Genomic DNA, 22,755 nt, shown 5'->3' with positions numbered 1-22,755 from the left:
AAGGAAGTCAGGCCAAATTATTCGTCCTCGTCATTTTCTCCCGCCTGACGCGGATCATACGGGTAATACATACGTTCAGCAAATGCCGGCTCGTAATGGGGGACGACAGGAGGGTGATAACCATACATCATCCCTTGTTCATACGGTGAAACGGGCATCGGGGGCGACGGCGGCATTGTATAGTAATGTGGAGCATTTGCAGCAGCTCCGTAACGAGGACCTGCGCTGCTTTGGCTGTAATTTCCGTTTCCGTACCCGTGTGCATGGTAATATTGATCATACCCTTCTTGAAATTCCTGCTGCTGTTGATAGCCATCGTAATACCCATGTTGCGGATATGGCATAGGCGGGTATCCTTGCTGTTGAACCGGAACAAAACAATATTGCATCATATGCGGTGACATCTGTTGCGCTCCATATTGGGTCGGCATTGGCGGTTGCTGGGCAAACTGAGCGTACACCCCGGTCGGTTGTCCACATGTTTTACACGGTTGCTTTGTTCCTTTAGGTTTATCCATTGGCGGTTTGTTATACGCCGCTTCCTGTGTTTTCGGCGCTGCTTCTTTTTTCCCTTCATATTTTTGGGAGACAGGCTTTTGGAATTTTGGAGGTATTTCCATTTTTTCTTTTCCTTTGATTTTTTCCTGAGGTTGCTTCGGCATTTCTTTTGTGCCCTTGGGCGGTGTCATTATTGGTGCAGTGGGTTTTTTTGCTTCAGGTTTCGGTTTCTTTTGTTCCGGCATTTTTTCCTCTTCGTATTTTTGCAGCGTTGGCTTTTGGAATTTCGGCGGCATTTCCATCTTCTCTTTGTCCTTTTTCGGTTCTGGTTTCGATTGTTTTTTTGGCACTTGCATCACCGGCATTTGCTTAGGCGGTGGTTTGACCGCAGGTGTAGGTTTTGTTTCCATTTCCGGTTCGGCGGGCTCAGGTTTTTCTTTTTTCGGCGCTTGCGGTTTTTTGTCCATAGGTTCTTTCGGCTTTGGAGGAGTCGGCGCTTTTGGTTTTTCTGGTTGTGTCGATACAGGTTTTTCCTTTTGTTCTTTCTCTGCCATTGGTTTTTGCTGTATTTCTTTCTTTTCCGTTTCCTTTTTAGCTGGCACTGTTTTTCCGGGGATTTTGATTTTCATCCCGGGCATGATCATTTCCGGATTTGCGAGCTGTGTATTCGCTCCCTTTAACTTTTCAAAATCTACGTCATATTTTTGGGCAAGATTCCATAATGTATCGCCCTTCTGAACAATATGGATTTTCACGTCTTTTCCCCTCCAATTCACATGGTTAAGCTTCTTTCGCTCCCGTAACCGTACTGCATCCAATACAACAATATGCGAGAGAAAAGAAGAGTATTCATACCAGGCAATTTTAAAAGCATGCTGCAAAAAAGCGGAGAAGCCTATGTAGGCATTCCTCCGCTTTTTGGTTTATATAGTTGATTCCATTTCATTTTCTTCATGGATAACGGCCGATGGGTATGAACCGAGTAACCGGGTTGCACATCCGATGGCCTTGATTTCTTCAAGCGCCCCGGGGACCAATACGTCATCGTATGCATGATCAATATCAATAATGAAAAAATAATGCCCGATTCCGGTTTTCATCGGTCTTGATTCGATTTTGGAAAGGTTGAGTTTGCGCCATGCAAATGCGGATAATACTTGATGAAGCGCGCCCGAATAATCCGAGGGAAGCGTTACGACAATGGTCGTTTTTCTATTTACACTTGGTCGCGCCTCCACGGATGGATCGTTCTGCGTCTTTCTCGTGGAAAGAAGCACAAAACGGGTATGGTTATTTGCAAAGTCATGAATGTTTTCAGCAGTTATAGCAAGTCCGTATGTTTTAGCAGCCAGTCGGTTGGCAATGACCGCTCGATTCAAGCTTGGGTTTTCGGCGATTTCTTTGGCGGCTTTGGCTGTTGACGACGCGTGCATCCATTCGGCACCTGACAAATGCTTGGACAGATAATCGTGGCATTGCGCGAGCGCGTGAGGGTGCGAATACACAATTCCCATGCTTTGATCGGCATTTTGAGGGTGTACGAGCAAATGCTGGGCAACCGGGATTGCCAATTCGCCGACAATCGGAAGGTCATGCTTGTGCACGAGGTGATCAAGCGTGATATTAACCGATCCTTCAATCGTATTTTCCAATGGGACGACCGCACCGTCTACTTCTTTTTTCGCGAGAGCCTGCAAGCAACTCGAAATGTCTCTGTATGGGAGACGCTCAGCCGATTTTGTGAAAGCAGTGGCTGCTAATTCACTGAATGTACCTTCAGGGCCTAAATATGCAATTTTCTCCATCTGATTCCTCACTCTTTCTCTATCACTTATCTTTATTTGCAGATCCGGTACCGGATCCTACCAATTCAACTTTTTCAACGGCTTTCATTTCTTTTATACGTTGCATCAGGCTTTTGACGTCAACACTTAACATCGTCGTGTCTACCGTAAGTGTAACATTGGCACGCCCTTGCAAAGGAATCGTTTGGTTGATCGTGAGCACATTCGATTGTGTCTCCGCAACAACCCCTAATAACTCGGATAGCGTACCAGACTTATCCGTCAGCAGAATGGAGAGGGTAATGATTTTCGCCTGGCTCATCGTGTGAAACGGAAGAATGGCATCCCGATATTTATAAAAAGCGCTTCGGCTCAGTCCGACTTTCTGAACGGCATCGCCGATCGTTGTCGATGGTTCGTTTTCGAGCAAGCGCTTAGCTTCAAGCGTTTTTTGCATGGCTTCGGTTAACATATCTTCCCTGACGAGAAAAAAATGATCGATGTTTTCCGTCATGAAAAGCCCCCCTACTCATCCATGAATTCAAATTCTATGCCCAGTAAGCGGACGGTGTCTCCGTCTTTTGCGCCGCGCGCCCGTAAAGCCTCATCCACACCCATCTTCCGTAATGTACGTGAAAACCTGCGTGCTGATTCCGGGCGATTAAGATCGAGCATTTGCACCCGCCGTTCCAACGGTTCCCCGGATAAAACAAAAGTACCATCATCGTCACGCGTAATCCCAAATGATTGCTCCGGATGATAACGATACAGCACGTGCGATTCTTCTTCCTGTTCCGGCTCAGGGTCGGGGGCCTTATCCAGTAGATCGGCAATTTGCCTGACTAAAGCGCCCAATCCATCTTTTTTCAGCGTGGAGATGCGGATGATTTCCACATCCATTTCTTCCTCCAGCTTTGATAGGGCTTCTTCGCTATCGGGCATGTCCGTCTTATTGGCAACCACGATTTGCGGGCGTTCGGTCAGGGCTTCGTTATATTGCTCCAGTTCACGGTTAAGCGTTCGATAATCGTCATAAGGATCACGGCCGCTCATTCCCGACACATCAAGCATGTGCACGAGGACACGTGTGCGCTCAATATGGCGTAGGAAACGATGCCCCAACCCAACACCTTCGTGAGCGCCTTCAATGATCCCGGGTAGATCTGCCATTACAAAACTCCGACCGTCTTCAGCCGCGACTACACCCAAGTTCGGGTAAATGGTTGTAAACGGATAATCGGCAATTTTCGGTTTGGCAGCAGTGACGACAGATAAAAGCGTAGACTTCCCGACGCTCGGAAATCCGATAACACCGACATCCGCGAGCAATTTCAGCTCCAGAGTCACCTCCAGTTCGATACCCGGTTCCCCATTTTCCGCGTGTTCCGGTGCCGGATTTGCAGGGGTGGCAAAACGTTTATTCCCACGTCCGCCTCGCCCGCCTTTCGCAACGAGATATTCCTCTTTGTGCGTCACTAAATCGGCCACTAAATTCCCGGATTCTTTTTCTTTTATCATCGTTCCCGGCGGCACGTCAACGATCAACGGTTCAGCGCTCTTGCCGTGCTGGCTTTTCGAGCGGCCGTTTTCCCCGCGTTTCGCTTTAAAGTGATGTTGATAGCGAAAATCCATTAACGTCCGCAGGCCCTCGTCTACACGGAAAATAACGTCCCCGCCTTTTCCTCCGTCACCCCCGGCCGGTCCTCCGTCCGGCACATATTTTTCCCGGCGAAAGGCTACCATCCCTTTGCCTCCATCGCCTGATTTCACAAAAATATTAACATAATCGGTAAACATCTCTTCCACCTCCACATCCACTTCGCTCATATTCCGGCAACTCAACCGGCATTGTCATCCACTTATTATAGCACACGAATGGCAAGTTAATCGTTCCGATACGAACAAAAAAGAAAAAGCACTCGTCTTCTCCGACAAGCGCATGCTTTCTTCATCATTCATTTTACACCAATTTTTGCGGGGAACAAGTCTCTTTAAAAAAGCTATTTTCCGGACAATACGTGATTAGCGACATCACGGCCTTGGCGCACACAATCCGGCAACCCAACCCCTCGGTAAAACGTTCCAGCTACGTAAACACCCGGGTATTCATCGGCAAGCACCGATTCCCACGAGGCGATCCTCGCTTGGTGACCGACCGTATATTTAGGCATGGCCCTTTGCCAGCGAGTGACGTCTGTAAACAACGGTTCTCCCCGTACGTCCAGAAATTTTCGCAGCTCATTTAATGTTTGTTCAACGATGGTTTCATCCGTGTCACGAACGATCCCATCGTTCCCCGGGCGTCCAACGAAACAACGCACAAGGACGTGTCCATCCGGAACCAAATGGGGCCACTTACGATGCACAAGTGTCACCGCTTTTAGCATTTCGCTACCCCCTTCTCCTTTAGGAATGAGAAAACCGGTCCCATTCAGCGGCGCCTGAAGGGAAGTCGACGGGAACGCGATTGCTACGGTGGCAACCGAAGCACCGGGGAAAGCTTTCATCTCTTCGCCCACGGATAGCGACGGCAATACGTCGGCTGCCGTTGAATGCGGGACGGTGAGTATCACTTCATCTGCCTCTGTTTTTGTTCCATCTGCAAAATGAAGGGCGTACCCTTTCTCCTTTTCCGGGATGATTGCTTGTAATTGTTTTTCTTTATGAATCGTTCCTTCAGACGCTGCTTTCTCCAGCTCATCGACAATGACAGATAAACCGCCTTTTACGGTGCGGAATAGCCCGCTTTTTTGACCAAGTCCTGTCGACTGCTGTCGTTTCTTTGCCATGGAACGGGAAGCAAGAATAAGGCTTCGGTGCTTGTCCCCCATTTGCCGAAATTGAGGGAACGTTGATTCCAGACTTAATTCATTCAGTTCACCCGCGTACAATCCGGATAACAAAGGTTCCAACAAACGATCGACCAGCTCATCTCCAAAACGCCTTCGAAAAAAAAGGCCGAGCGACTCATCCGTTTCTTCTTTTTGTTTTGTAGGTAACCATAAATCCGAGAGAGCACGTATTTTCCCTTTTGATGTCAGTAAGGAAGAAAGTAGAAAAGGGGCTACCCGAGTAGGGATGCCCATAACAGATCCTTCAGGAATGGGGTGAAATTCACCGCTGCTCGCGATATAAGCCTGTCCGGTATGGTTTTTCACGAGCTGATCGTTTAAACCTAATTCTTCGACAAGAGAGAGCATTTCCGGTTTGCGAATGATGAAAGAATCGGGACCGCGCTCAATCGTAAATCCCTCGCGGTGCAACGTTCTGATTTTACCACCAAGCTCGGCTCCCTTTTCATAAAGATTCACTTCTATATGCTTTCCAATTTCTGAACGCTGTTTTTCTATTTCGTGCAAGGCGGAAAGCCCTGTGATACCTCCGCCGATAATCGCGATTTTCATACTTCATCCAGCTTTAAACGCTTGATGACGGCATCTTTTAAGCCTTCGATAAACATGGGATCCGTATTCGGCATCGGAGGGCGCTCGTAGTTCACACCGAGATCATCGGTGACGATTTTACACTCGATGTCATTATCATATAGCACTTCCAAATGATCAGCCACAAACCCTAAGGGGCAATAGATGAACGTTTCATAGCCGTGTTTCTCGTAGAGCGTACGTGTTAAGTCTTGAACGTCGGGGCCAAGCCACTTGTCAGCGGTGTTGCCTTCGCTCTGCCAGCCTATTTCATAATTTTTGATGCCTGCAGCTTCTGCAATTAAGCGAGATGTTTCTTTCAGTTGATCGACGTAAGGATCATTATCGGTGAGAATTTTTTCCGGCAAGCTGTGCGCCGAAAAAATGACGACGGGATTTTCCCGATTGACGCGCCGGTAGACCTGTTTAAGTTGTTCGCTCCAAAACTGCAGAAACTTCGGCTCCTTGTACCAGCTTTCAACGGCATGTATGGTTGGGCCGCCAATCTCTTCAGCCTTCTCGAGTGCACGCCCATTATAAGATTTAACACTAAATGTTGAGTAGTGAGGAGCCAAGACAAGCGACACCGCTTCTTCGATGCCGTCTTCTTTCATTTTCACAACGGCGTCTTCGATAAAAGGATCGATATGCTTGAGGCCGAGGTACGCTTTGAACGATTTATCGGTTGACTGATCGTTTAGCGTGTCTTCCAAAGCCTGCATTTGCTCGTCTGTTATGCGCGCAAGCGGCGAAATGCCGCCAATTGCTTTGTATCGGTTGATGAGATCGTCTAGCGCTTCTTGCGTGGGTGGTCGACCGTGGCGGATATCCGTATAGTATGCTTCCACTTCATCAAGGCTTCTAGGTGTTCCATACGCCATCACTAATAATCCAATTTTTTTCTTTGCCATCTTTGTGATCCTCCCTACTGTCCTGCTGAATATTCGTGAACAAAGGCTGTTAATCGTTTCAGGGTTTCCGGTTGAACACTTGGTGTCACCCCGTGACCAAGGTTGAAGATAAAGGCCGGGTCATCTTTCGCTTCATCTAAAATTTGCTTGGCCCGCTTTTCAATCACTTCCCACGGCGCGTGTAAAATAGCCGGATCAAGATTTCCTTGCAATGCTTTCGTAATCCCCATATTACGAGCTTCCGTGATCGACGTTCGCCAATCAAGTCCGATGACATCAACCGGGAGATCATCCCATTCAGGTAACAGGTGTCTCGCACCCACCCCGAACGTAATAAGCGGCACACCTTCCGAACGGAGGGCTCTAAATATTTTTTCCATCGCCGGTTTGACGAAAAAGCGGTAATCGGAAGCATTCAACGCGCCAACCCAGGAATCAAAAATTTGAATGGCCTGCGCGCCCGCGGCAATTTGTGCTTTTGTATACGTGATGGTCATATCTGCCAGTTTATCCATCAGCACTGTCCATGTCTTTGGGTTGCCATACATCATGGCTTTTGTTTGTTCGTAATTTTTCGAAGGCCCGCCCTCGACCATATAACTGGCCAACGTAAACGGAGCGCCCGCGAATGAAATTAACGGCACCTGTAATTGTGTCCGTAACAAACGGATGGTTTCAAGCACATAATCGACATGCGTTTCAGGCTCCAGCTGATGCAACCGTTCTACGTCTTGCATCGTACGAACCGGTTTCTCGATCACGGGTCCGACGCCTGCTTTAATCTCAACATCAACCCCGAGTGCCGGAATTGGTGTCATGATGTCTTTATAAAGAATGGCTGCATCGTTTTCGTATTGTTCAACGGGCAACCTCGTGACGTACGCCGCCAACTCAGGATCATGAGTGATTTCAAATAGCGAATATTTCTCTTTTAATGCACGGTATTCCGGTTGCGAACGACCTGCCTGTCTCATATACCATACAGGTTTTACGCGCCCACCTTCCCCTTTTGTCGCCCGAATAAATGAATCGTTAATTGTCGCCACCGCGAAACATCCTTTCATCTTCTCTTCATAATTGCACTTAATGTGCCGATATTATATATGGGCCCGTCCACAACAGCCATTGTTGCTAACAATAAACGTAACGCTTCTATCTCATTTTTATCATAAACAACTGCAGATGTCTTGCCTGATCCTTTATCCTAGGCCAAAGTTCATAAAATCGTAGAACCTTGAATCATTTGGAGGGAAAATAGTGAAATTTTATCAACCTGCCCGTATTCGAACGAAACTGTTGTCTATTTTACTTGCCACCACGTTGTGCTTTGTCAGTGGATTTGTTTTTATTTTTTTTCAAATAACGGAGATTAATGACCGAGTGGAAGAGATGGATCAATGGCGTTCTTATGTCATCGATGCAAAAGATGCTTCACACACATTTCAGGAAAAATACATATTTATCTCTGATCTGCAGTTCCAAGATGACCCCGATTTCAACTACTACGAAACGTTAAATGAAAGAATGGATGAGCATCTGGAAAATTTGGAGGACGGGACCAACACGGATTACAGCAGTGAACAATTGCATCATCTCCATATTCAAAACGATTTGTTTGACTCCCGTGTTTCCCATTTTATTGACCTCCAGATATCGCCCGATGAAACATCCATGGGTGACTTGGAGTTTTTGACGTCCAACATCAATGAGCGCTCAGCGAATCTCCAGTCCTATTTTACTGACAATTTAGAGGAGGCCAGTGAGTCTGCGCAAGAGATGATGTTCTACGCGATACTATCAAGCATCATTGCCGCGGGGGCGGCAGTAGTCCTTGGGGGGACGATCTTCATCATTTTCGCAGGGAACATGCAAAAAAAGATCGAGCGTATCGCGAGAAGAACAAAACAGGTGAGTGCAGGGCACTTAAATAAGGATCCGCTCCCTGTGGAAGGGCGTGATGAACTGGCCTCTCTATCAAGCGAGATAAACGCTATGACCGAAAGCCTCGGAAACATGGTAAGAGGCGTATCATCAGCCTCCCAAACAGTGGCTTCCTCGAGTGAAGCGTTGGTCACCTCTGCAGAAGAAGTAAATGCCGGGTCACAAGAAGTAGCCGGTTCCGTTCAGGAAATTACCGATATGCAAGTCGGCCTTGATCAATCGATCCGTGATTCAAGAGAGACGTTCCAATCGATGGAACAAGGGCTTTCTCACGTGTATACTGCCGTACGGGAAATTGTTACGGAAAGCAATCAATCAAACGACCAAGTAGCCGACGGTTTAAAACGTTTAAATGAAGCGTTAGAACGCATGCAAAGCATTCGCTCCCAGAATGAAGCGAATGCCCATACCATTGAGTCCCTTGGGGAGGCTTCCCAAAATATTGAAGATGTGATCACCCTTGTTAAAGATATCTCCAGACAAACAAACTTACTGGCCTTGAATGCAAATATAGAAGCGACACGTGCCGGAGAAGCAGGTAAAGGGTTCGCGGTCGTTGCAAATGAAGTTCGTAAACTGGCGGCCGAAAGTGAAGAAGCGACCCAGAACATCTCCCAGACGATCGAAATGATGACCGGGGACATCGAGAAGTCCGTGGAACAATCACGGCAAAGCACTTCGCTTATCGCCGCGGGCGAAAAGACGATCGAAGAAATGTACAATACCTATCAGGCCATCCTTACCTCGTTCACCGCTGTCGTCCAGAAGGCCGACACCATTGATACGCTAGTCAAACAAGTGACTGAAAAAAGCCAATCGATCATTTCCCATACCGAGGAAGTCCAAAAAACGTCCACCAATGCCACGGATAATAGCGCTGCCATTAGTAGCGCGATTGAAGAACAGGTGGCCACCATGGAGTCCATCAATCAGGCGTCCCAAGAGTTGGCAGCAGTGGCTAACGAATTGGACGGACAGATCTCTCGATTCCATATCTAAAAAAATGATGATCCGCTGGCTTAATTGTAAATGAAACTCCCCCCGAACAAGGTCAAGGGGGGGAGTTCTATTGTGAATAAAAATGCTTAATGAAGAAATTTCCCTTTATCAGGCACGGCTACTTGATCAAAATCCCGGATCAACGATTCAAATTGAGCATGCAACGCTTGGCCGAACATGGGAACGCCATGGCCGGGGACGATCATCTCCGGATTAAGGTTATATAGTTTTTCTGCCGAGTTTTTCGCCGCCTCCCAGTCGGTGGTAAGATATCTAGGTGGACCTTGAAGCTCTTGGGTCTGTTTGTATACTTTGTTCAACTCGTCTTGTTTGACCGTGATAACAGCGTCTCCCGAAACAAGCAGGCGATCTCTCTCCCTAAATAGTGCAATTTGTCCCGGAGCGTGACCGGGAGTATGCACCCATTGCCATTCGCCCAAGTAAGGGACCTTTCCTTGCTCTGGAAGCGGCATTACTGCATTTCCTAACTGAATTGCTTCATTAGGAAACGCTTTCGATGATTTGGCAACCATTCCCCCTTCGACACTCGTATCCGGTTCCGGATAGTCCTTTTCCCCTGTTAAAAACGGCAACTCAAGCGTATGTGCATAAACCGGCACCTGCCATTCATCCACCAGTTCCGCGACTGCACCGACATGGTCAAAGTGTCCGTGCGTGAGAATAATCGCCTGAGGGGGGGTAAATGGCCCGAATTCATTTTGCAAAGCGGTGATTAAATCTTCCTTGCCATTCGGCATACCCGTATCCACCAACACCCAGTTTCCCGTTACATCTCCAATGAAACAGACGTTCACGATTTTTATCGTTAGGCAGTGTACATCCGTAGTCACTTCTTCCAGAAGCCCATCGTTTTTCGACGTCATCGGGAGCTTAACGCCGGAAGGTCCATGCAGCGTTTGTTCCTGTTCGTCCATAACGTTTCCTCCTCGTATAATAAGTTCCATACCTGTTATACAATGATTGCTATATCATCTGTTATTGTTTCTTGCCGGATTTAGTTTTATGTAGAAAAAACGCCCGGTTAGGGTCGATATGGGCTGTAGCTCATCAGGACTGTCTATAGAGCGGTCATGGTGATTGAAACAGGCGGTAGACCACCATTATGGGCTTCATGTTGCTGGTATGAAGCCCGGAACAGGCAGCGGACCGCCATTACGTCGCCATGAAACGGCCACCCGTGTTTTTGGGTTTATCACTATTGCAACAACGTTACAAAAAAAGCGGCACTACCGGTTTATGGTAACGCCGCTTCCAGTGTTAGAACCACGAAGCGAGATGAACGTCCGCGATATTCGATGGCTCTCCTTCCTGGCCGGTTTGGGGGTTATACGGTACCACCATATATTCGTTCAACGAAAACATATTTGTCCCGTTAACGGTGTACGAACCTTCTCCTTCCACTTCACCGACTTTATGCGCCGCTTCTCCTTCCACTTCATAGATATTATATATGAGTCGTTCATCCTCAGCTTCCGTCCACTGCAACTTAACATTCAGAAAGCCTTCTCCCTGCAAAGTCAGTCCTGCCGAAAGGTCATCCACGGCCGCCAGTTGAACGGGGGGGTCCAGATCCTCTACGCCATCGGGCTTTCTGAAAGCAACCGCTCCTTGATCCACCGTCTCGTGATTCAGAATCGACTTGAACATCGCCGTCGGATAAGCGCTCCCGCCTTCCAAATATTGCTCTTCGGTCGTTTCATCATGTCCCATCCAGAGAGCACCTGTATACCGAGGGGTGTAACCGACAAACCACGCATCGCGATTAGCCCCTTCGACTTTTTCAAATCCGGTCGTGCCGGTTTTTCCGGCCAGTGCATGGTCCGTTTCTCCACTCTGCGCTGTTCCTTCACTGACGACATCTTCCAACATCCGTGTCATATACCAAGCATCTTGTTCACTCAATAATCTCTCGTTGCGGTTGTCATGAACAAATACGTCTCTGCCGTCGTTACTTTCAATTTTGGAGATAAAATAAGGTTCGGCTTTCACCCCATCATTGGAAAATGTTGTGTAGGCCTCTGCCATGTCCAATGGGGATACGCCTTCCGAAAGCCCTCCCAATGCAACGGATAAGCCTTCATCATCAAAGGGGTGCACCGCTTGTTCTGCCCATTCTTTTCCTTGCTCAACCCCCATTTGATCAAGCAACCAGACGGCAGGTGCATTCGCCGACTGCACAATGGCGTCCCTCATCGTCATTGTGCCGCTGTATTCACCGCTTATATTCTGCGGTGCATAATCATCATAATCTTCATAAACGATTTCTTCGTCCTTTAACATTGAGTAAGGCTGATAATCTCCTGAATAAAGCGCAGGCGCAAAGACTGAAATCGGTTTGAAAGCAGACCCCGGCTGCCTGGGGATAAGCGCTCGATTCAATCCTTTCCGTACATAGTCCCTGCCGCCGTGAATCGCTTGCACAGCGCCGGTCGAATTGTCGAGTAACACAAAAGATGCTTGCACATTTTCATTGTCTCCCGGAAAGTGATCTTGATTTTGGATCATTTCATGGGAAGCATTCTGCATCTCCGCATCAATCGGAAGTTGAATGGTATACCCCCCGGTCATTAATTCATTTTCACTGAGTTCGAAGCGGTTACGTCCTTCCTCTATAACCATATCAACATAGGTATAAAGAGATTCATCCATGGGCGGTTTTTCATTCAATTCCGGGGAAATAGCTTCCCCCTCAGCAACTTGTTGCTGATTTTCATCAATAAATCCATGTTGTTCCATCAACGCGAGTACCGTATTACGCCTTACCTCCGCTTCTTCCACATCCGAAGCCGGTGAATAATGATATGGCGCTTTCGGAATCGCGGCAAGCATTGCACCTTCTGCTATATTCAACTCGCTTACCGGTTTATCAAAATATGTTTCAGCCGCACGCGAAATTCCATACGTTCCATGGCCAAAATAGATTTGGTTTAAATACATTTCAAGGATCGTTTCCTTGCTGTATTTTCGTTCCAGGTTCATGCTGATCAATACTTCTTTTGTTTTACGCATCCACGTTTGGTCTTGCTCCAGAAAAACATTCTTTGCCAGTTGTTGGGTGAGCGTGCTTCCGCCTTCTACTTTTGCTCCGGCTAAGATGTCTCGATAAAGGGCACGCCCGATCGCCCAAATGTCAATGCCTTGATGTTCGTAAAAGCGGTGGTCTTCGACGGCAAGAAAAGCTTCTTGGACATGAGGGGGCACTTCATTAATGGATATATTTTCACGGTCTTCGGTAAATAACCGGCCCAATTCCTCTCCGTTTTCGTCAACCAACGTTGTCGTCTCGGGGAAGTCGAGCTTGTCTTCATCCACCAAAATACTACCGGCGATCAGCGCCACTGCATAGCTGCCTACCGCGATAACAAGCGTGGAAAGAATAACAACGATCGTAATATAGATGCTTTTATTAAACCGTTTCATCATTTCCTCCAAATATTCGACTCTTCCCCATTATAATACAAAAGTGTCATTGAAATCATGTAAAGGAATGGAAATAAGTTAAAAATCCGTGGAAATTCCCCCTGTAAAAAGTTAGCTATTTCTGTTTTTCTGCGAAATCTTCACTTCGCCCAGAACCGTGGTCACCTTTACGTTCAAGTGCCCAAATGATTGCTCCGGTTCGCCGAATTGAAGGGTGGTGCGATCAAACGCCCCTTCTTCCTTATGGCCAAGCACCTTTACGCTTCCCAGCACTGAAACAATTTCAACAGTTGCCGACCATTCCTCCGGCAAGTTTATTTTCGTTTCACTAAGGACGTCCAAAACGGCAAAATCTATGGATTCTACTTCGATTGCTGCACGGCTCATATCAATGGAGGCGCTGCCGAGAAGGACATTCAATTCCACCTCATCTTGTATCGAAAACGCCTGTTTCTTCAGTTTATAATCTCCGAGCACCACCCATTTGCTTTTCGGAACGACCAACTGTGTTTGCGCCGGTTTCGAGGATGGCTGCACTTTACCGTTCCCGCCCAAATCCTTATCGACATCTATCACTTTGCCGGATTTTTTAAGCATTGCAATGATCAAAAATAACACCGGTATGGCTACGAGAAATATCCAAGTGCCAATCGTCGTCCAATATCCTGCCATAAGTGCCGCGGATAAAGCCATGAAAAAATAGGTGCCGCTTTTATGCATTGTGAACACACAAAACAAGGCGATGAATGCAAATATCAAAGGCAGGATAAAACCAAATAGGCTTACTCCGGCCATAAGTAATTGAAAAATAAGACCGCTCGCCAACACGAACATGAATAACATGGAAATACGGCTGCGTTCCATGTGTGTTGTCTCCCCTTCCAAGCTTCGAACTTTTATTTTTTTCCGCCTACAGTGTAAAATGGATGAAATACAACCAACTGCATTCCCCTTTTGACAATTTTACTACAATGCACTTTTACCTGCATCTTTCGGACAAACAATTGATATCATGGATATAAGAATGCCGTTTGGAAAGGGTTGCACCAATTTTAATTTTACACTATCAGAAAGTATACATTTTTGGAGGATCTATAAAAAATAACTCTGGCTTCCGCCATGATTGACGAAAAGCCAAGTTTTTCTACTATACATAGGAATTTTGGAGGTTTCATTATGGATGATATTTCGCTCGGGGTTGCGCTTCTTGCCGGTTTGGTCTCGTTTTTCTCTCCGTGCATTTTTCCGCTCGTCCCAGCTTTTTTAGCGCAACTAACCGGAACAGACATTTCCAATGGTGCTGTTAATGCAAACCGACAAATTATATTGTCGAGAAGTCTCGGGTTTATCGCGGGCTTCACCGCCATTTTTTTATTGATGGGAGCATCAGCCACGCTTATTGGAGAATGGTTCCAAATGTATAGCGGCGCCCTCGAACAAATCGGCGGCATCATCATTGTCCTATTCGGATTGCAAATGTCCGGGATCATTTCACTTCGTTCTCTCATGACTGAAAAACGCATCGGCAATAAATCGCCGAAAAAAGCAAAAAGTTTTCTCGGGTCTGTCGCCTTTGGGGTCGTGTTCGCAGCTGGGTGGACCCCTTGCATCGGTGTTGTACTTGGTTCCATTTTGGCCATTGCCAGCACGGAAGGTTCCATGCTTGCCGGTTCGGGAATGCTCTTCGTTTATTCGATGGGGCTTGGCATCCCATTCTTGGCCGTGTCCTTGATTTATGCACGCTCATTGAACAAGCTCAGTCGTCTTAATCGCTTTTTACCGAAAGTCCAGCAAATCGGTGGAGTGATCATGATTCTATTCGGCATTTTAATGTTCTCCGGATATTTCCAGGTTATTTCCAGCTACCTCGCGAGAATCTCTCCCGGTTGGCTATGATATGCTACAATAGGGGGACGAAGCCGCACATCATTCCCTTTCGACTACGTTTTTTGGGAGAGTGATACAATGGAGGAGCAACTGTATCAAACGTTAACGGATCATTATCAAGAAATGGTTGAAATACGAAGGCATTTGCATCAGTACCCTGAAATTTCCTTCGAGGAAGTAGAAACACCTAAGTACATTGCCCGTTATCACGAAAGGTTGGGGAACCCGGTGAAAACAGGGGTGGGCGGCCGCGGGGTTGTCGCGATCCTAAAGGGTGGAAAGCCGGGGCCTACCATCGCTTTACGCGCAGATTTCGATGCGCTCCCCATTCAGGACCAAAAGGATGTTTCTTATAAGTCCAAAATCGATGGCGCGATGCACGGTTGCGGGCATGATGGACATACTGCCACCCTTCTCGTACTAGCGAAAGCTTTGAGTGAACAAGCGGAAAGCCTGAAAGGCACGGTTGTTTTCATTCATCAACATGCCGAGGAGCACGCCCCCGGAGGCGCTGAACCGATGATTGCAGATGGGTGCCTCGATGGGATCGATGTTATTTTCGGCACCCACCTTTGGGCCGTTGATCCTCTATGGACGATCCAACAACGCAGTGGGCCGTTTATGGCTGCCACCGATCAATTTTATATCGATATCGAGGGCGTGAGTGGCCACGGCGCTGCTCCCCACACGGGAAAAGATGCAATTGTCATTGGATCCCAAATGGTGAACACCATTCAAACGTTAGTTTCCCGGCGTGTCGATCCTCTGGAGTCTGCTGTCATTTCCATCGGAAATTTTGTTGCCGAAAATCCTTATAACGTGATTGCAGGCACTGCTTCTCTCGTAGGTACCGTTCGAACGTTCAAGGAGGATATTCGAGCCCAAATTGAACAGGAACTTACCGACATCGTCACCGGTACAGCTAAAACAATGGGAGCAAAAGCGGACTTCAAATACGAGCACGGGTACGCGCCTGTCATTAACGATGAAGCGACGAACGACTACCTTGCTTCGATAGCTTCAACGGTTCCTGGTGTGGAACGCGTGGATAAACGGGAGCCAATTATGGCTGCGGAAGACTTCAGCGCATATCTGAAGAAAAAGAAAGGGACATTTTTCTTCACCGGTGCTGCCTTTCCCGATCGCGAGGAAAATTATCCCCATCATCACCCTAAATTTGACTTTGATGAACGGGCCATGCTCATTGCCGCCAAAACACTCGGTAAAGCTGTGCTCGCCTATAATTAATACAAACAACCCGGCCGATATTCATCCCTCGACCGGGTTGTTTGTTCTTCGTATTAGGGCCGTCGGAGACTGGTGACAGTTATGAGAGGAGAGAGCCTGCACTTCTCTTCTCCTTTTTGAACCTGCGTTAATAATATACTTGCTCTTTCAACGACTGTCAATTTTTTGTCATTCGCACTCTTATGGGCTCGAGTACCACCTAACAACCTCAAATCAAAAGAACCAGATGCTCGTAGGCCAAAGATAAAGCAATCTTTACCGCTAAATTGTACCTTATCAAATACCCGGAATCCTTTGACGACTTTCTCTGCCTTGTTTTTACGTTTGCCGCCTTTAGCAATCGTGAATCTACCCATCAGAACTTTTAATCACACACGACAGGGCAAGGAGCTAGAGCAGGCACTCCGGGGTGTCGTAACACAAACAACGTAGCCAATGAAGGCTTAAGCTAGTCAATAAGGGGTTTTTCCAGCCCGCGACTTTCGTCGTGGGTTATTGACGAAACCAACGGATCCGATAGCAATTTTTTGCCGCTTCCCCCAATAGATCAAGAAAATGATAATTAATCGTTGCCCCGACAATTGCCCCAAAGCCAGGGATCAGCTGCAATGTTTTCGGCACGTCGATAAAATCACGATATTCCAATTGAAACGCGACCCAATCCATTGCTTCATCCGCTGTCAACTCTCCTGGAAAATCACTCGTAAACCCTTCCCAATCGTCCATACGTACGAGAGTCTCCTGTTTGTTTTTATTTCCTGAAAACGCCATCTGGAAGATTTGCAACAAAAACAGGCGTTCTTCCATTTTTACGGGGTCAAATCCGTAGAGATGCGCGGCCGTGAATAAAAAACGCATTTTGATCGCTAAAAGAAGCGGGAAGTCTGTCATACTCAAAAAAATACCACCAAAACCCGTACCCGCTCCTTCAATACTTGCTGTCCGCTTATACTTACGAATCGTTTCTTCCAATTGTTCTTCCCGATCTTTTAGCGTCCCCTCTTTCAGCGGTTCCGTTGCCGTTACATAGTCAGAACCGGTAAGGGTCGTTTCGATCATGCTTCGAACTGCCGATGCTACCGTTTGATGCACTCGATCGGGAATTCGTTGATTGATTTTATTTTGAAACCCTTTCGTCCATGTCTTTGTCAGCGACGGATTTTTGGACATTTTTCTTCGCCATTCGTTCATTTGTACTTTTGCCGTCATTTCATAGGAATCAGAAATAAAGTTCTCCTCCTTTACACTTACAGTGAAACTTCCATCAAAGAGGCTTTCCTCTTATGGCTAGTTGAACCAATCGGGGTGTTAGTCGCCGTTAACTCCACTACGGGTTTGAAATGGGAGTTTTACGGGCGCTTACCATCGGGATTTTTCTCGACGATTTTATTCAGTCTAAACTCCGTGAAATAGAAACTGACCGCTGCCCCTGCCAGTGCCGTGAGCACCGCGATGATTACCGGTAGCGGTGTTAAGGCCGCGACTACCGTGAACCAAAGGGTTTGCACGAGCAAGAGGCCCCGAAGAAGAGATTGAAGCGCGCGTCTTCGAGTGCTGTTGGGCACGGGATAAATGAAGGGCCATAATAAAATGTCATGGTGCGCATACAGGGGGACCAACTGCGCACCCGTCATATAAATAAACAACCCGACAATGACAACGACTAACCATTCCCAGGCTTCCGGCGAAGCATAAATCAATAGTCCGCCCACAAGGCACAATCGAATAAAAACACCGAAATAATCTCCGGAGCGGGCAAATGTTTTCCCGTATAAATATATATACGTATTTGCCTTGCGATGATTCACACGATCAAATTGATTGGCCAACCAACGGCGTCTATGTACCGGTGATTTGATATGCCGCACATCGGTAAAGGCATTGGCAAATCGGTAAAAAGCGTTCAATCGCCGATGTTCTTGCTGAAGCAACGTTTCCCACTTCAGAAAATGGTTGGCATACATTTGCCGATAGTACACGACGAAAACAACCATCATAATCATCGCCGTAGCAACCGCGAATCCCCAATCGGTTTGCAACAGAAAAAAGACCAATACAAGATTAACGACGAAACGAAGCCAGCGATGGCGCCAATGAGAGACAGAAAACTGTTGGCGGAGTTCTCCCCATTCAGCTAAAACGTTCCATAATTTTCCCAAAATCAGCGCGCCCATAATAATCGACAAAGCCATTGTATCGCCCGGCATCCGCTCTATATAAAGAGGCGCCAATAAAAACAAAAGAAAAAAGATAACCGCGCTTTGAAACACCCAGCTATACAGCAATGACCTGCGTATATAAGGGGCCATGTGGGCTTCGAACGGAAGCAGGAAAACAAGATCGCCTTCTTTTACGAACGTACGCACCGGGCTGCGTGTAAGCAAAAAAGCAAACAGTACCGTGAGGATTTGCAAGACAGGGAAATCGGCGGGAAGCCAATCCAGGAATGATTGGTAATAAAGGCCGATAATCAACAGCGTTCCATAGGTTGCCACCATCAAGCCGCTATTTGCCATTAAACGTATGTAACGAATGGCTACGCTCCAATAATCTTGTGCACGTTCACGCCATAGATCTACCGGACTCATACGGATGACTCCTTCGTCATTTCAATGTAGAGCGTGTCCAAATCCGCTTCCGGCATCCCGGCTTGCTGCCTCAATTCTTCCATCGTTCCTTGCATATAGACGTGGCCATCATGTAACAAAATAAAACGATCGCAATGTTTTTCCGCCGTGGTGAGAATATGGGTGCTCATCAGAATGCCGGCCCCGTTTTCCTTCATCATCATCATTTGTTCCAACAACGACTGAATGCCTACCGGATCCAAGCCTACAAATGGTTCATCGACGACATATAGCTTCGGTTCAACGAGAAACGCGCACATCACCATCACCTTTTGCCGCATTCCCTTAGAAAAGTGGCTCGGAAACCAATGGGCCATTTTTTTCATTCGAAATGTTTCAATTAACATCTCCGCGCGATTTTTCCACGTGTCGTCCTCGATGCCATAAGCCATCGCGGTCAAGCGAAGATGTTCCCAAAGCGTAAGTTCTTCGTAAAGGATAGGTGTCTCCGGAATATAGCCCATCGTTTTTCTATACCGGTCTATGTCGTCCTCCATTGTTTGTCCCCGGATTTCAATGCGGCCGCCCTGGGGCTCCAACAATCCTAAAATATGCTTAATTGTCGTACTTTTCCCGGCTCCGTTCAGCCCAATTAACGCAACGACCTCTCCGGCCTTTATTTGAAAAGAAACGCCTTGAATGACCGGCTTCGTCGGGCTGTACCCCCCGGTCAAGGCTTCAACGTTAAGCAGTGATGTCATTTACGGTCCCCCTTGCAACGTCTTCTTCTGTCTTCTATTGTACCTTCTGTTCTTACAAATTGGAAATGTCTATTATGGAAAGGTTGAAAAAACAGAGTGGGCAACGACGGGATCGTTTGGTACCATAGATAGTAATCCCATTTCTAAAAGGAGGACGTTGCCATGTCTGCACCATCCGATTGCATCTTTTGTAAAATTGTATCGGGGGACATCCCATCGAACAAAATTTATGAAGACGATGACGTTGTTGCTTTTTTAGATCTAAGTCAAGTAACTGAAGGCCACACGTTGTTAATCCCAAAAGACCATCAGGCTGATATTTTCGAGTTACAAGAAGAAACAGCCGCGAAGTTGTTCACAAAAGCACCGAAAATTGCCCGCGCATTAAAGAAAACATTTGAATTCGAAGGATTAAATATTGCGAATAACAACGGGCAAAAAGCGGATCAAACGATCTTTCACTATCATTTGCATTTCATTCCCCGTTACGGCCAAGAAGTCCTTTACAATTGGGGCGATAACAGTGACAAATATTCGGATGAAGATTTAAAATCCTACGCGCAAGCCGTTCAAGCAAACATAGAGTAAGCATCGGAGCGGAGGAAATCCGTCGCTGCAAGAACGGATGCTGTTTACCCAGGAGGTTCAAAAATGACAAACAGAATGCACAACTTTAATGCCGGTCCGGCCGCTCTTCCGGCAGAGGTTCTCCGGAAGGCGGCTGCCGAGCTCGAAGATTATAACGGAACCGGCATGTCGATTATGGAGCACAGCCATCGCGGAGAAAGCTACGAAACCGTCCATTATGAAGCCATCGCAACGGCCAAACGGCTGCTCGGAATCAGCGATGCCTATGATATTTTGCTTTTACAGGGAGGCGCGAGCCTCCAATTTGCCATGGTCCCTTATAATCTATTGGCGCAGGGAAAAAAAGCTAATTACATATTAACAGGATCCTGGTCGGAAAAGGCAAAAAAAGAAGCAGATCATTTAGGTGAAACCTATAGTGGCGCGAGTGGAAAAGATAATCATTATTCGCGGGTGCCCGATTTTGATACGATTAGGACTGATGCAACCGATGCCTATATTCACTTGACGTCCAACAACACGATCTACGGAACAGCATGGCAAGATTTCACAAGGGTGTCCGAATGGGAAGCTCCCGTTATCGCTGATATGTCAAGCGATATATTCAGCCGCCCGCTTCCCGTTGAAAATTTTGATCTCATTTACGCGGGAGCCCAAAAAAATATCGGACCTTCCGGGGTCACGCTCGTGATCATTTCGAAAACATTGCTTGAAAAGACAGCAGCCATCGCCGGTGACGTTCCCGCGATCTTGCGTTACCGCACCCATGCTGAAAAAACATCCCTCTACAATACACCTCCGACTTTCGCCGTATACATGTTGAAAAACACGTTGCAATGGATCGAGGCAAACGGTGGATTGCAAGCGATGGACGCCCGCAATCGGGAGAAAGCCGGACGCTTGTACGATGCGATTGATGAAAGCGATGGGTTTTATCGCGGCCATGCGCACCCATCCAGCCGTTCCAATATGAACGTCACCTTTACGCTCCCGACCGAGGAGTTGACAGAACGTTTCCTTGAAGGGGCAAAAAACAAAGGGTTCAGTGGTTTAAACGGACACCGATCCGTGGGAGGATGCCGCGCTTCTATATATAACGCCGTCCCCCTTGAATCTTGTGAAGCCCTTCGCGATTTTATGGTTGCTTTTCAAAAAAAACATCAATAAAAGGAGCGTAACGCCTCCCGTCCCTACACCGTATCCAAAAACGTGTAGGGATGTTTTCAAAAGAGAGGAAAGTATGGATCTGACCTCTTTACCCCGGTGGGGTCTTTTCGGTCATTTCAATCACAGCTCCCGTTTTTCTGTAACGTGCTATGCAAAACTTTTGTTCTCAAAACGGGGATAGCTACTTTACCATCTTAAAATACTTCAAAGACGCTGCCTTTTTTCACGTATCATCGTATACACCTTCAAGCGGAATCAACCCATCTTCCACTCCGGAGGCGGCGATGCGCAAGTAAAGATTATCACCGATATCAATATCATTCAGATGAACATCGATGACCCCCTCTTGAGGATATACGTGAACAAATTGAGGGAGGTCTGCCTGTTCGCTTACAGCCCTCAGCACGGCTGATGATGGGACATTGAGGGGACCAATGGCAATACCGTTCTCTTCGAGACGCAAATTTCCGCTCTCCGCTACCGTTGGGACCAAATGAAGATTAAGATCAACGTCCATGCCAAAAAACGTATACGTGCCAGTGAATATGATTTCTCCATCTTCCATATGGATATCAATGGCCTCCCCCGTTTCCGAATGCATATAGGAACGAATCTGATCCACCGAAGTCTCCGCCGTGAAGAACACTTCTTCCTGTTGAGAAGGCATCTCTCCCTCCGGTATTTTCTCAGGCGCTGAATCCGAACCGATCGGTGAAAGGAGTAACCAGAAGCTTGCGATAACGGCGGTGTTGATCCCTATGAGAATGAAAAAAGCCATCTTCCAGTTCATTCGATCCATCCTTTGCAAAACGAGATGTTCTCAGCATATCACACGATGGATACAGCTTTCATAGGTTCCTGCTATCATTTTTCCCTAATGTTTGTTAAAGTAAAGCCAAGTGATGTATCTTGGAGGTAATTGGAGGTTCCGGCATGTCCATATTCCTATTTATATTTTTCGCGGCCTTATATTTAGTCATCATTAACACAATGACAAATTCACTTGTCTTGCAAAAAGAAATGACGGAAGAAAAAATCCCTAATGTATTTACAACCATCAATGTGCTCATTTTAATTCTTCTCGTTTCTACATATGTAAGGCTTTTAGTGATTTAAATCATAATGGGTTGGCGCCCAGGGCACCAACCCATTAACAACTAAGGAGCTATTCCCTGTGCGTGCTTACCAACCACCGTAGCCTCCCCAGGAAGCTCCGATGATAATAAGCAAGATGAATAGTACGACTAGGAGCGCGAAACCTCCGCCGTAACCGTATCCCATGGTCAATTCCTCCTTTTTTTAATTTAGAACCAAGAGGCACCTACAATGATTAGCAAGATAAACAGGACAACGATGAGCGCAAAGCCACCGCCATATCCATAGCCGGCTGACATGATGCCACCTCCTCCCATTCCTGAGTTATCTTATGTAGGAAGAAGTCGAGTCGATTGGGCGTTCCGCCCACAAAATTGTTTTTTCTCACGATCTTTTTGTGGTATGGTAAACCTGTCCTTCATCCATGGAGCCTCTAACATGAGTAC

General features: G+C 46.9%; 22 protein-coding genes. 6 read left to right on the top strand and 16 right to left on the bottom strand.

All coding sequences use genetic code 11. From position 1 onward, the window contains the following. Positions 1 to 17: 17 nt before the first annotated feature. The 7 genes from safA to hemE all read right to left on the bottom strand — a co-directional run bounded on the left by safA (position 18) and on the right by hemE (position 7,661). Positions 18 to 1,253: a SafA/ExsA family spore coat assembly protein gene (gene safA, locus DT065_RS18370; RefSeq protein WP_160112650.1), complete on the bottom strand. Its 1,236-nt coding sequence runs from the start codon at positions 1,251 to 1,253 to the stop codon at positions 18 to 20. 168 nt (positions 1,254 to 1,421) lie between these two features. Continuing rightward, positions 1,422 to 2,303, bottom strand: coding sequence for a prephenate dehydratase (pheA, locus tag DT065_RS18365; RefSeq protein WP_114375849.1), 882 nt, complete (start codon positions 2,301 to 2,303; stop codon positions 1,422 to 1,424). Between the two features lie 22 nt (positions 2,304 to 2,325). Next, positions 2,326 to 2,796, bottom strand: coding sequence for a transcriptional regulator ThrR (thrR, locus tag DT065_RS18360; RefSeq protein WP_114375847.1), 471 nt, complete (start codon positions 2,794 to 2,796; stop codon positions 2,326 to 2,328). Positions 2,797 to 2,807: 11 nt separating this feature from the next. Beyond that, positions 2,808 to 4,079 carry a GTPase ObgE gene (obgE, locus tag DT065_RS18355; protein ID WP_114375845.1) on the bottom strand — a complete coding sequence of 424 codons (1,272 nt, stop codon included), beginning with the start codon at positions 4,077 to 4,079 and terminating at the stop codon, positions 2,808 to 2,810. A gap of 203 nt (positions 4,080 to 4,282) precedes the next feature. Next, positions 4,283 to 5,686 (bottom strand): protoporphyrinogen oxidase, encoded by a 1,404-nt coding sequence (hemG, locus tag DT065_RS18350; RefSeq protein ID WP_114375843.1) that lies wholly within the window; start codon positions 5,684 to 5,686, stop codon positions 4,283 to 4,285. Then, positions 5,683 to 6,615, bottom strand: a complete 933-nt coding sequence (gene hemH, locus DT065_RS18345; RefSeq protein ID WP_114375840.1) for a ferrochelatase — start codon at positions 6,613 to 6,615, stop codon at positions 5,683 to 5,685. Before hemH ends, hemG begins: the two co-directional genes overlap by 4 nt. A gap of 14 nt (positions 6,616 to 6,629) precedes the next feature. Beyond that, the gene (gene hemE / locus DT065_RS18340) at positions 6,630 to 7,661 is read right to left on the bottom strand and encodes a uroporphyrinogen decarboxylase (protein WP_227002669.1); all 1,032 of its coding nucleotides are present in this window, start codon (positions 7,659 to 7,661) and stop codon (positions 6,630 to 6,632) included. Positions 7,662 to 7,872: 211 nt separating this feature from the next. On the opposite strand from hemE, the gene DT065_RS18335 reads away from it, so the two are divergent. After that, positions 7,873 to 9,555, top strand: coding sequence for a methyl-accepting chemotaxis protein (locus tag DT065_RS18335; RefSeq protein WP_114375837.1), 1,683 nt, complete (start codon positions 7,873 to 7,875; stop codon positions 9,553 to 9,555). An 86-nt stretch (positions 9,556 to 9,641) separates the two neighbouring features. On the opposite strand, the gene DT065_RS18330 is transcribed toward DT065_RS18335, so the two are convergent. The 3 genes from DT065_RS18330 to DT065_RS18320 all read right to left on the bottom strand — a co-directional run bounded on the left by DT065_RS18330 (position 9,642) and on the right by DT065_RS18320 (position 13,860). Next, positions 9,642 to 10,490: an MBL fold metallo-hydrolase gene (locus DT065_RS18330; RefSeq protein ID WP_114375822.1), complete on the bottom strand. Its 849-nt coding sequence runs from the start codon at positions 10,488 to 10,490 to the stop codon at positions 9,642 to 9,644. A gap of 343 nt (positions 10,491 to 10,833) precedes the next feature. Continuing rightward, complete coding sequence (locus DT065_RS18325; protein WP_227002668.1) at positions 10,834 to 12,999, bottom strand: transglycosylase domain-containing protein; 2,166 nt, start codon at positions 12,997 to 12,999, stop codon at positions 10,834 to 10,836. A 108-nt stretch (positions 13,000 to 13,107) separates the two neighbouring features. After that, on the bottom strand, positions 13,108 to 13,860 hold the full coding sequence (locus DT065_RS18320; RefSeq protein WP_114375819.1) for a LiaF domain-containing protein: 753 nt from the start codon (positions 13,858 to 13,860) through the stop codon (positions 13,108 to 13,110). 312 nt (positions 13,861 to 14,172) lie between these two features. Between DT065_RS18320 and DT065_RS18315 the strand changes: the two genes are divergently transcribed. Beyond that, the gene (locus DT065_RS18315; protein WP_114375817.1) at positions 14,173 to 14,892 is read left to right on the top strand and encodes a cytochrome c biogenesis CcdA family protein; all 720 of its coding nucleotides are present in this window, start codon (positions 14,173 to 14,175) and stop codon (positions 14,890 to 14,892) included. Positions 14,893 to 14,961: 69 nt separating this feature from the next. After that, on the top strand, positions 14,962 to 16,131 hold the full coding sequence (locus DT065_RS18310; RefSeq protein WP_114375815.1) for an amidohydrolase: 1,170 nt from the start codon (positions 14,962 to 14,964) through the stop codon (positions 16,129 to 16,131). Positions 16,132 to 16,623: 492 nt separating this feature from the next. Here DT065_RS18310 and DT065_RS18300 read toward each other — a convergent pair whose 3' ends face one another. The 3 genes from DT065_RS18300 to DT065_RS18290 all read right to left on the bottom strand — a co-directional run bounded on the left by DT065_RS18300 (position 16,624) and on the right by DT065_RS18290 (position 19,459). Then, the gene (locus DT065_RS18300; RefSeq protein ID WP_114375811.1) at positions 16,624 to 17,340 is read right to left on the bottom strand and encodes an EcsC family protein; all 717 of its coding nucleotides are present in this window, start codon (positions 17,338 to 17,340) and stop codon (positions 16,624 to 16,626) included. 140 nt (positions 17,341 to 17,480) lie between these two features. After that, positions 17,481 to 18,719 (bottom strand): ABC transporter permease, encoded by a 1,239-nt coding sequence (locus DT065_RS18295; protein WP_114375809.1) that lies wholly within the window; start codon positions 18,717 to 18,719, stop codon positions 17,481 to 17,483. Further along, a complete protein-coding gene (locus DT065_RS18290) occupies positions 18,716 to 19,459 on the bottom strand; it encodes an ABC transporter ATP-binding protein (RefSeq protein WP_114375806.1) in 744 nt (247 codons plus the stop codon). The genes DT065_RS18295 and DT065_RS18290 overlap by 4 nt, the downstream gene beginning before the upstream one ends. Positions 19,460 to 19,621: 162 nt before the next feature. Here DT065_RS18290 and DT065_RS18285 point away from each other — a divergent pair, with 162 nt between their 5' ends. Both DT065_RS18285 and serC read left to right on the top strand, forming a co-directional pair. After that, the gene (locus tag DT065_RS18285; protein WP_114375804.1) at positions 19,622 to 20,047 is read left to right on the top strand and encodes an HIT family protein; all 426 of its coding nucleotides are present in this window, start codon (positions 19,622 to 19,624) and stop codon (positions 20,045 to 20,047) included. A gap of 63 nt (positions 20,048 to 20,110) precedes the next feature. After that, positions 20,111 to 21,214 (top strand): 3-phosphoserine/phosphohydroxythreonine transaminase, encoded by a 1,104-nt coding sequence (gene serC, locus DT065_RS18280; protein WP_114375802.1) that lies wholly within the window; start codon positions 20,111 to 20,113, stop codon positions 21,212 to 21,214. Positions 21,215 to 21,437: 223 nt separating this feature from the next. Here the strand turns inward: serC and DT065_RS18275 are convergent, their stop codons facing one another. Further along, the gene (locus tag DT065_RS18275; protein ID WP_160112649.1) at positions 21,438 to 22,004 is read right to left on the bottom strand and encodes a YpmS family protein; all 567 of its coding nucleotides are present in this window, start codon (positions 22,002 to 22,004) and stop codon (positions 21,438 to 21,440) included. Between the two features lie 143 nt (positions 22,005 to 22,147). Between DT065_RS18275 and DT065_RS18270 the strand changes: the two genes are divergently transcribed. Then, a complete protein-coding gene (locus tag DT065_RS18270; protein WP_114375798.1) occupies positions 22,148 to 22,330 on the top strand; it encodes a hypothetical protein in 183 nt (60 codons plus the stop codon). A 66-nt stretch (positions 22,331 to 22,396) separates the two neighbouring features. Here DT065_RS18270 and DT065_RS18265 read toward each other — a convergent pair whose 3' ends face one another. Next, positions 22,397 to 22,495 carry a YjcZ family sporulation protein gene (locus tag DT065_RS18265; protein ID WP_114375796.1) on the bottom strand — a complete coding sequence of 33 codons (99 nt, stop codon included), beginning with the start codon at positions 22,493 to 22,495 and terminating at the stop codon, positions 22,397 to 22,399. Between the two features lie 23 nt (positions 22,496 to 22,518). After that, positions 22,519 to 22,608 carry a YjcZ family sporulation protein gene (locus tag DT065_RS18260; RefSeq protein ID WP_114375794.1) on the bottom strand — a complete coding sequence of 30 codons (90 nt, stop codon included), beginning with the start codon at positions 22,606 to 22,608 and terminating at the stop codon, positions 22,519 to 22,521. Positions 22,609 to 22,755 lie beyond the last annotated feature (147 nt).

The organism is Salicibibacter kimchii, from assembly GCF_003336365.1.
GTDB lineage: Bacteria > Bacillota > Bacilli > Bacillales > Marinococcaceae > Salicibibacter > Salicibibacter kimchii.
Note: the sequence above shows the minus strand (reverse complement) of the source record. Positions and strands in the feature narration are given on the sequence as shown.

What these genes read in the sequence shown, in the direction of transcription:
- DT065_RS18315 (WP_114375817.1), top strand. Translation starts at nt 14,173, where the DNA reads ATGGATGATATTTCGCTCGGGGTTGCGCTTCTTGCCGGTTTGGTCTCG.
- hemG (WP_114375843.1), bottom strand. Translation starts at nt 5,686, where the DNA reads ATGAAAATCGCGATTATCGGCGGAGGTATCACAGGGCTTTCCGCCTTG.
- DT065_RS18265 (WP_114375796.1), bottom strand. Translation starts at nt 22,495, where the DNA reads ATGGGATACGGTTACGGCGGAGGTTTCGCGCTCCTAGTCGTACTATTC.
- DT065_RS18295 (WP_114375809.1), bottom strand. Translation starts at nt 18,719, where the DNA reads ATGAGTCCGGTAGATCTATGGCGTGAACGTGCACAAGATTATTGGAGC.
- DT065_RS18325 (WP_227002668.1), bottom strand. Translation starts at nt 12,999, where the DNA reads ATGATGAAACGGTTTAATAAAAGCATCTATATTACGATCGTTGTTATT.
- DT065_RS18270 (WP_114375798.1), top strand. Translation starts at nt 22,148, where the DNA reads ATGTCCATATTCCTATTTATATTTTTCGCGGCCTTATATTTAGTCATC.
- DT065_RS18330 (WP_114375822.1), bottom strand. Translation starts at nt 10,490, where the DNA reads ATGGACGAACAGGAACAAACGCTGCATGGACCTTCCGGCGTTAAGCTC.
- pheA (WP_114375849.1), bottom strand. Translation starts at nt 2,303, where the DNA reads ATGGAGAAAATTGCATATTTAGGCCCTGAAGGTACATTCAGTGAATTA.
- DT065_RS18310 (WP_114375815.1), top strand. Translation starts at nt 14,962, where the DNA reads ATGGAGGAGCAACTGTATCAAACGTTAACGGATCATTATCAAGAAATG.
- serC (WP_114375802.1), top strand. Translation starts at nt 20,111, where the DNA reads ATGACAAACAGAATGCACAACTTTAATGCCGGTCCGGCCGCTCTTCCG.
- DT065_RS18285 (WP_114375804.1), top strand. Translation starts at nt 19,622, where the DNA reads ATGTCTGCACCATCCGATTGCATCTTTTGTAAAATTGTATCGGGGGAC.
- DT065_RS18290 (WP_114375806.1), bottom strand. Translation starts at nt 19,459, where the DNA reads ATGACATCACTGCTTAACGTTGAAGCCTTGACCGGGGGGTACAGCCCG.
- DT065_RS18260 (WP_114375794.1), bottom strand. Translation starts at nt 22,608, where the DNA reads ATGTCAGCCGGCTATGGATATGGCGGTGGCTTTGCGCTCATCGTTGTC.
- DT065_RS18320 (WP_114375819.1), bottom strand. Translation starts at nt 13,860, where the DNA reads ATGGAACGCAGCCGTATTTCCATGTTATTCATGTTCGTGTTGGCGAGC.
- obgE (WP_114375845.1), bottom strand. Translation starts at nt 4,079, where the DNA reads ATGTTTACCGATTATGTTAATATTTTTGTGAAATCAGGCGATGGAGGC.
- thrR (WP_114375847.1), bottom strand. Translation starts at nt 2,796, where the DNA reads ATGACGGAAAACATCGATCATTTTTTTCTCGTCAGGGAAGATATGTTA.
- hemH (WP_114375840.1), bottom strand. Translation starts at nt 6,615, where the DNA reads ATGGCAAAGAAAAAAATTGGATTATTAGTGATGGCGTATGGAACACCT.
- DT065_RS18275 (WP_160112649.1), bottom strand. Translation starts at nt 22,004, where the DNA reads ATGAACTGGAAGATGGCTTTTTTCATTCTCATAGGGATCAACACCGCC.
- DT065_RS18300 (WP_114375811.1), bottom strand. Translation starts at nt 17,340, where the DNA reads ATGACGGCAAAAGTACAAATGAACGAATGGCGAAGAAAAATGTCCAAA.